This is a genomic window from Fundicoccus sp. Sow4_H7 (genome assembly GCF_052115865.1).
Lineage (GTDB): Bacteria > Bacillota > Bacilli > Lactobacillales > Aerococcaceae > Fundicoccus_A.
The window spans coordinates 86,578-95,523 of sequence record NZ_JBQKME010000010.1; the positions used below are offsets into that span (position 1 = coordinate 86,578).

At 36.5% G+C, this 8,946-nt stretch carries 6 protein-coding genes; 3 read left to right on the forward strand and 3 right to left on the reverse strand.

Annotated features, from left to right (window positions below; genetic code table 11):
- Nucleotides 1-2,964, reverse strand: coding sequence for an extracellular solute-binding protein (locus ACTQ54_RS09895; RefSeq protein ID WP_441756431.1), 2,964 nt, complete (start codon nucleotides 2,962-2,964; stop codon nucleotides 1-3).
- Nucleotides 2,965-3,440: 476 nt separating this feature from the next.
- Between ACTQ54_RS09895 and ACTQ54_RS09900 the strand changes: the two genes are divergently transcribed.
- Entirely contained in the window at nucleotides 3,441-4,988 is a 1,548-nt protein-coding gene (locus ACTQ54_RS09900) for a glycosyltransferase family 39 protein (protein WP_441756433.1), read from the forward strand.
- Between the two features lie 432 nt (nucleotides 4,989-5,420).
- Here ACTQ54_RS09900 and rpsI read toward each other — a convergent pair whose 3' ends face one another.
- Both rpsI and rplM read right to left on the reverse strand, forming a co-directional pair.
- Nucleotides 5,421-5,813 carry a 30S ribosomal protein S9 gene (gene rpsI, locus ACTQ54_RS09905; protein ID WP_441756435.1) on the reverse strand — a complete coding sequence of 131 codons (393 nt, stop codon included), beginning with the start codon at nucleotides 5,811-5,813 and terminating at the stop codon, nucleotides 5,421-5,423.
- Between the two features lie 14 nt (nucleotides 5,814-5,827).
- A complete protein-coding gene (gene rplM, locus ACTQ54_RS09910) occupies nucleotides 5,828-6,271 on the reverse strand; it encodes a 50S ribosomal protein L13 (protein WP_441756437.1) in 444 nt (147 codons plus the stop codon).
- Between the two features lie 230 nt (nucleotides 6,272-6,501).
- Between rplM and pgeF the strand changes: the two genes are divergently transcribed.
- Together pgeF and ACTQ54_RS09920 are read left to right on the forward strand one after the other, a co-directional pair.
- On the forward strand, nucleotides 6,502-7,245 hold the full coding sequence (pgeF, locus tag ACTQ54_RS09915) for a peptidoglycan editing factor PgeF (RefSeq protein ID WP_441756439.1): 744 nt from the start codon (nucleotides 6,502-6,504) through the stop codon (nucleotides 7,243-7,245).
- The gene (locus tag ACTQ54_RS09920) at nucleotides 7,238-8,503 is read left to right on the forward strand and encodes an NAD(P)/FAD-dependent oxidoreductase (RefSeq protein ID WP_441756441.1); all 1,266 of its coding nucleotides are present in this window, start codon (nucleotides 7,238-7,240) and stop codon (nucleotides 8,501-8,503) included. The genes pgeF and ACTQ54_RS09920 overlap by 8 nt, the downstream gene beginning before the upstream one ends.
- Nucleotides 8,504-8,946: the final 443 nt, after the last annotated feature.

Below are 8,946 nucleotides of genomic sequence, written 5' to 3' on the forward strand. Positions count from 1 at the left end.
CTAATTATCCAAACCAAATTCTTGTCTCTTATGCTCAATCTCTAAATTAATCAGATCCGTATAATCCAGAATTGTTTCTCTCGGATCATCTAATTCGTTATAAACACGTCGGAATGCATTTTCTACATGTCGTGGTGTGAAATAACCACCTGGAACTTCTGGATTACCAACCACCCAGTTCCACTGCTCAAGTAGATTACGGTAAACACTTGTTGTCCAACCCATCCGTTCAGCAGCTTCCTGATTTGCGGTTGCATATCGAGCTGCTACACCGATTACACTTTCTAATTCTTTACCAAATCTTGTTTGAACATCGGCTGAGGTCCACCATTTTAAAAATTCCCATGCATCTTCTTGTTTATCTGAAGTTGCTAAAATTATACTAGCTACTCCTGAGCTACTTGCTGATCTATTGACTAATCCATTACTTAATTCAGTTCCTGGTATAGGTATCATTTCCCATAATCCCCTTAATTCAGGCGCAAAAACTGACAAATAATTATAAGTTGAATAGTCTGCAATACCTATTGGCATTTCTCCCGTTCTAAATCTATTAGCAAAATCATATTGGACTGGAATTGAATAATTAACATATAGAGATGTCCATTCTCGAAAAGCTTGAACAGCCTCTTCTTCTGCTAAGAGAGATTGTTCGCCAAATTCTGTATATAGAGATCCATCATTTTGATATAAAAACATGGTATACGAGGATAAAGTAGAATCTACTCCTTGAACATTTCCAGTACCACTTACACCATTGATTGGTATACCAATATTCATATTACTTTTTTGGATATATGGCATTATCTGATAAACATCATCCCATGTATTCGGTGCTTCTATCCCTAATTCTTCAAAAATATCTGTTCGATAAAAAAGCATTGGGAAAGTTTGTGTCTCAGGTAAAGCATAAATTCCATTCTCAAATTGGTATGGTGTTAAAGCACTTGGAGTAAATCTTTCACTAATTTGTGTAAAATCATCAAATTGACTTAAATCAACAACCGCATTTCTGATTGCATAATTGACTGGGTCACGAATCCCTACTTGTAAAGCTATATCTGGTCCCTCACCAGCCAATGTAGCTGGTAATAATGTGGCACCATTCACTATTTCGATATTAACTTTCACATCAGAATTAAGGTTAAAATCATTTTCAACCAAAGAATTAATAATGTTTCCATAATCTCTATTATTTACCCAAACTCGAATCGCATCTTCTTCTTGAGCTCCAACACTGGAATAATCCTCAGTGAATGAAGCAAAAAATGAATTAACATGATAATTGATATTATCTACAAAACCTGCAGTAGATTCAGGTTCCTGTAAGTTTTCTGAAAATACATATAAATAATCGAGTTGGAGAGGTTGTTCTTGCATTTCTAAAACCCAGGCCCCTAACGCTGAAATATTATTTCTAAATGCATCCCAGCTACCAGGGATACTATCAGGGTCATTATACATACGATTCAGTTGAACAATTAATGTATCTAACATCGAGGTAGTTGCACCACGTTGCCCGCTTGTTTGAGAAAGGTAAGTAGACACCTCTTCTAATATATCCCTTTGCTCCCCTAATAACTCAATCACACTTGGCATTCTTACGTCTAAACGATAATCTCTAAACATATCCGGACTACCGCCGATTACCATTAACATTTGTCTATAAGCAAAATTTAAAGTAAATACACTTTCTTCAACTGTTTGAATTGTTTCTGCTAAATCCCCAAGTGAAACTTCCATTGTAATGGTGTTCGTTCCCTCATTAAGATAGAATAAATATGGTTCCTCTGTATGACCAAAAGTCAGATTTCCCCAAGAAGTATCATGATTAAATTGAATATTTCGCATCTCTTCAAAAGGTATTTCATCGTTGATTTTCAAAGTGCGTGTCACATAGCGACCACTTTTAAAGTTTTGCCAAAATTTAGTTCCAAGTTGATACAAACCACTTTCTGGAACCTCAACTTCCCATGTTAACCATTGACCAACTTTACTCCAAGATGAACCACCAATAGTATTTAATCTTATTTTTGAAGGATGACTTGGTTCAGTTGCCGGGGATGACCGATCATAAGTTGGATACAACATTGCATCAGATTTTAACCGAGCATTTTCAGCCTGTATTTTTATTGGATCCTTTAACTGAACTTTAACATAACCTAGTTCTTTGTATTCTTGAACTTTTTCTTCATAAGTAGGTAATGCTGGAAGAGGCTTTAATGTTAAACGTCTAATCAACATATAATCCTGTTCTGATTCAAAACGAAGCGTGTTTGTTCCTTTTTTAAAATAAAATAAAAATGGATCGTCATAATACTTCATATCGTCTTCAATATAATAGGTTAACCATTTAGGTGCTTCTATCTGAGACGGCCGCCTCTCATTATCGTTAACATCTCTTTGCACATCCGTTGCATTTTCCCAAACTCGAGTAAAGGCAATGTAACTTGCTTCATCAAATGGAATCTCACCGTTAATGTATAACTCTCTTGCAATACTCATACCTTTTCCTTTAAAGGGATAATACTCTAACTCGATTGAATATAGGCCTTCTTCTGCAACTTCAAACTCCCATTCAATATATCCTTCTTCTTTACTAAGAACACTAGGACCTTGCATCCCCTCATAATCAGTAAAAACTTCCAGTTTCTCACTAGAATCAGAATAATCCGCTGCTTCGATTACTATCTCTAGATTAGGTTTAGCTGCATTCTCGTGTATACTTAGGTAATTTAAATAATTATTCTGTCCTAATACTTCTTCAATTTCTTCAGCATCAATTATATCTTCTTCTGTAAGTATTTCCTCAACTTCAATTGGCTGCTGTATTTCTTCAACCTCTTCTATAAGCTCTTGAGATTCAAATAAATCCATTTCATCCCCATAAACAATTTCCAAAGAATTTGATAAAAGAAAAAATATCAATAACATTAGTATTAAAGAAAATCCAACTTTTTTCATTACAGTTTTATTCCACCTTTCTTTATAGCAAATTTTGTGTTTTTAAGCATTTACTGTTAGATGAGCATCCTAGAAAGTACTAATAGTGCCTTTCTAAAAGTGATTACCACGTTTTCGCGGTAACCACTTACTATTCTGGGTAAAAAAATATTCCCTCTGTCCACACCTTAGTAACCGCTTACTATATAGAATAAAAAAATAAGTACTTCTTTTAATTATAAATAAGTAACCGCTTACTATATGTCAAAAGAATATATTACCTTATTATAATTGTCAATAGTTTTCAAAGAAATAAATAATTTTTATTTAAAATATTTTAGATAGCTTTAAAATGAAATAAACATTTCGCATTTCAGTAATTACAACCCTCTAGTAATTTTCACCAAAACTCTTCCCTATTCAATGGGTTTTTTAGTATAATAAAGTAAATTTTTTTATCAATTTGAGCTTAAAGCTTTTAGAATGAGGAACTATTTATGTTTGAGAAAATCGTCCATATGCTTTATTATCTGATCAATATTTTGTTTATAACCGCTATTAGTATTACTTTATATGGTGTGAGCAAGCATCCCCTCACCAATCCATTAAGTTTAACAAATGTTGTTTGGGTATGGTTTGTACTTTTTATCGTTGCCATATTATTTGTAATAAGCATCGATTCATTACGAAAATTCACTTTAAAAGCTATCCAATTTTTATGGTCTAAAAGAAAAATAATAGGCCCTATCGTCTTTATCATATTAATGATTTATCAATTCATCGTTCTTCGCCTGATTACAACGTCCATCGGATGGGATGTCGGTAGAATTTTTACAGCAAGCAGCGATTTACTAACAAAAAACGATCCAACTGCGGCTAATTTGTACCTTTCTATGAACCCCAACAATTCTTTTTTCTTCTTTATGATGCATGGCTTAGCGAGTTTAGCTGAAAGTTTCTCACCAGGATTAGGGACAAGTTGGCTCTACTGGCAAACCATAAATACATTACTTCTTGATTTTAGTATTATTAGTCTTTTTTGGGCCATACGCCGGATATTTAATGAAGAATCCGCCTTTTTTGCAACAACTTTAGCTAGTCTATCTTTAATGATATCGCCTTGGATTTTAGTTCCCTACACAGATATTCTTTCGTTTTTTATTCAATCGATTCTTTTATTACTGGGTGCCTTTGCTTTTACTACAAAAAATTCAATTTTAAAGTCTTTATATAGTGTGGGGTTAGGGTTATTTTTTGGTATAAGCTTCTTGATTAAGCCGACCAATCTCATTGTTTTGATAGCGATATTTATTATTATCGTACTAAAAAGCTTTGAGAAACATCGCTATACATACTTTTTAAAGCCAATAAATATCATTGCTGCTAGTGTGGCAATTTTAACTTTTTTGACGGTAACTGTTTCTTTTAATTACTACCTAGACCATCAAACGATCGTTACATACGATGAATCAAAAGAAAAGGTTTACCCACTTTTTATCATGATGGGTCTAAAAGATGATGGTGGATATGATAGTAATGATAGCAATTATATTGTGTCTATTCCGGATCGAGAGCAGAAATTTTCAGAAGCCTTTCGTATAATTGACGAAAGATTAACTTCATTTAAAGATGGGGAGTATAGTCAATTCCTACTTCAAAAACACTTTAATAATACAGACCGTGGTGATTTTGGTTGGGGGAAAGATGGCATCCAACAAGAAGCCGAAACTCCTTCCGTATCTGCTTTACAACATTACTTACGAGATACTTATTATCAAAAAGGAAGTCGGAGCAATAATTTACGTTTCTATATGCAAATTATGTGGATAATTACACTAGTGGGCATCTTATTTACATTTTTTAAAGGGAAACAACACACTTTCCTTCTGACTTTAAAATTAGTGGTTATTGGTACTTTTCTCTATTTACTTATTTTTGAAGGTGGACGTTCTCGCTATCTTATACAGTTTCTTCCCTTATTCTATACACTTGCAGGTGTAGGTTGGAATCGTTATTTAGTAAAAAAGTTGAGTAGCATTCGATAAATTAATGCTTTTATTACCAAAACGTACAATAATCCTTATAAGAAGATCCTAAAATCTCCAATTCGATGGCCAATCGTAAACTTCATTCAAAATATTTGAAACAAGCTCAAAATTGATAGATAAGCTTTTCTATCAATTTTGAGCTTATATATTTTAGTATGCCTCTATTTTGACACCCGTTTCTGTTAACTCTATTAAAATCTCTGACTTTGTTGCCAAGGACTGTTCTTACCTTCTCTAATTTCTATAGATATTAGTCAACATATTCAGCAAAACATAACAAAGAGATGGTTTTTAAACAGACGATAACCAAATTCCTTCACTGCCAAAACATCTTATTTGACGGTGAAAACAAATGATGGCGGAGATACAAATAAAAAAAACACCCTCTGCCATAACAGAAAGTGCTTGAAACGTTGATGTAATAACAAATTAACGTTTTGAGAATTGTGATGCTTTACGAGCTTTTTTAAGACCTGGTTTTTTACGCTCAACCATACGAGGGTCACGCGTTAATAGTCCTGCAGTTTTTAATGCTGGACGGAAATCTGGATCTACAGTTAATAATGCACGAGCGATTCCGTGACGAATAGCCCCTGCTTGACCTGAGAATCCACCACCATGAACGTTAACTAATACATCGTATGAACCTAATGTTTCAGTTGCTGCAAATGGTTGTTTCATAACTTCGTGTAAGTGAGGGAAAGGAATGTATTCTTCGATTGATTTGTTATTAATAGTGAATACACCAGTTCCTGGCACTAAGCGTACACGAGCTGTTGAGTTTTTACGACGACCTGTACCTAAGTATTGTGCTTTAGCCAATGATTGTTCCCTCCTTAAATAATTTCTGTAATATCAAGTGCAACTGGTTGTTGAGCAGCATGTTTGTGCTCTGCACCTGAATAAACATTTAATTTAGTAAATTGTTTACGACCTAAACGAGTATCTGGTAGCATACCTTTGATTGATAACTCAACCAATTTACGTGGATTTTTATCACGTAATTCACCCGCTGAAATTGATTTTAATCCACCTGGATGTCCAGTGTGACGGTGATACATTTTATCTGCTGCTTTATTTCCTGTTAAAGCAACTTTGTCTGCATTGATAACCACTACAAAATCCCCTGTATCCACATGAGGAGTGTAAGTTGGTTTATTTTTACCACGTAAAATTGATGCTACTACTGTTGAAAGACGACCTAAAGGCACATCTGTTGCATCGATAAGCACCCAGTTACGTTCAACTTCGTTTTTCTTAGCCATATATGTTTGACGCACGTTGTTTTCCTCCATTTGTAAATCTTTTGTTTGACAATACTATTGAGTTTCCGGGGCTCTATAGTGGGGCAAACAATACCGTCCTTTATCTTACCTGTATTTCCTTCAAATGTCAATCCATCCAACGAACTTTTTTCAAATAAATATCACTGCCCTAACCCAAGAAGATTGTTATTCCCTCCAAAAATCTTTACAATAGAATTACTTGAAAACGATCGCGAGGAATGTGAATGAATAGCAAACTTTTAAATGAATTAGGACTACTTAATTATATAGCAGGATCCGACTACAATTTCCGCCACGCTATTATCGGCGATGGTATTGTAGAAGAAATCCAACGTGCAGCGGCACAACTTCCATCAGCCGTTGATGAAATTTATACGGCTACTCAAACCCATAGCGCAAATATAGCATATGCCGACGGTAGTAACGGAGATATTTATTTGATTGGAAGGAATTTTCCGGATACGGATGGGTTAATTACGGATAAGGCGGGTGTGGCGTTATTGATTAAATATGCGGATTGCACGCCAGTAGTGATTTATGATCCGGTGAAGAAGGTGCAAGCGGTGGTGCATGCAGGTTGGCGAGGGACGGTGCAACGGATTAGTCAGTCAGCAATTAAGCGTATGTTACATGATTTTGCTTGTCAATTGGAGGATTTATATGCCTATGTTGGGCCAACGATTGACCAGGCGAATTATGAGGTAGGAGCAGATGTCTATGAGGCTTTTGCGGACTTTGTTTATCGTGATGAAATTTTCGATCCTCATGGCGAAAAGTTTTTGATGAGTATGCAAAAGGCAAACTATCAATCATTGATTGAAGCTGGGATTCTGCCTGAACAAATTGAGGTTGAAGCAGCTTCGACTTATACTGATGATCGTCTGCATTCTGCCCGCCAAATGGGTGCGAATTACCATTTAAATGGTTTGATAACGATGATTCCTAAATCGGAGGTGGCACATGACTGAATCACAATATGATGTTATTGTTGTTGGCGCTGGAAGTAGTGGCTTGATGTCTGCGATTCAAGCTGCACAACAAGGTGTGCGGGTTTTAATTATCGAAAAAAATAAACGACCCGGCCGAAAACTCATCCTAACAGGTGGCGGACGGTGTAATGTCACCAATCGAACAACGCGTGATGAGTTGATTAAACATATTCCAGGTAATGGGAAGTTTTTGTACAGCGCCTTAAGTCAGTTTAACCAAGAAGATATTATTGCCTTTTTTGAAGATCAAGGTGTGATGTTGAAAGAAGAAGACCATGGACGGATGTTTCCAGTGACCGATTCTGCACGTACCATTCGTGATACCCTTTTAGATAATTGTAATCGCCTCGGTGTGGATTTTCTATTGGAGAGCCCAGTTGAGCAAGTGGTTTTTACTGAAGATAAGAGTCGAGTGGCTGGAGTACAACTAGCGACTAAAGAAATTATTGAGGCAAAATCCGTTGTGCTAGCTGTTGGCGGTCGAGCTTATCCGCGGACCGGTGCGACTGGTGATGGTTACGCCTGGGCAAAAAAAGCTGGTCATACGATTTCACGTCTGTACGCGACTGAAGCTCCTTTACTTTCAGATGACGAGATTATTACGAACAAAATCCTTAAAGGCGTTTCTTTGCGTGATGTGAATGTAACTGTTTGGGATGGGAATGCTAAGCCGATTGTTTCGCATTTGATGGACATGATTTTCACCCATTTTGGCTATTCTGGTCCTGCGATTTTACGCTGTTCCGGCCATGTAAACCAGTATTTGTACGAGTCCAAAGCAGATAGGTGTCGGCTGACGATAGACTTGCAACCTAATTTGGATGCAGCTGATTTGGATTCGGCAGCTGAATCACAACGCGACAAACAAGTCCTAACCATCCTCAAACAATGGATGCCCGAGCGCATGGCGGAAGTCCTCCTCTCCCAACTAAATATCTCTGCCACAACGCCATTTAAGCAATTGGATACGGAAGAAGTCGCTGGTTTGTGGGCATTGCTCAAGGCTTTTCCAATTAGCGCAACGGGGTCGCAACCAATTGAAAAAGGCTTTGTTACAGGCGGTGGCGTCAATACAAAAGAAATTGAACCGAGTAGTATGGAATCCAAGTTGATGCCTGGTTTGTTCTTTTGTGGCGAGTTATTGGACATTAATGGCTATACAGGTGGCTATAACATTACAGCTGCTTTTGTTACAGGAACCATCTCCGGCTGGCATGCAGCATGGTCTTCGATGTAAAGCTTAAGTACATCTCATTATGAATGATATGAAAAATACTGGTGAATCTGACGATTTGAACGGAGAAAACGTCTGTTTCTTATTATATCTGCTAAGCAGGAAGTGACAGGATGTTCTTACACTTCTCTTATTTGAGATGAAATTCTAACTGATGTCAAAAGAACTTAGGGTCATTGAGATGCAAGTGGGAAGCGACGAGATTATCCGCCATTGTTAGACGTCCCGTCACTTCCCACTTACGATTAGATGCTAGATATAAACAAGAAACAAAGGCCTGAAAACCAAAACCCTATAGGCAAATACCTCTATCACTTCTCCCATGTACAAAAAAAGGTTCTTCAATTTTTGATGTTGGTAACAAAACTAGGTCAGTATGTTTCAAGCATACTGGCTTATTTTTGTACTATAATTTAGTTCGTTCTATTAGGCCATCTTCTTTAACA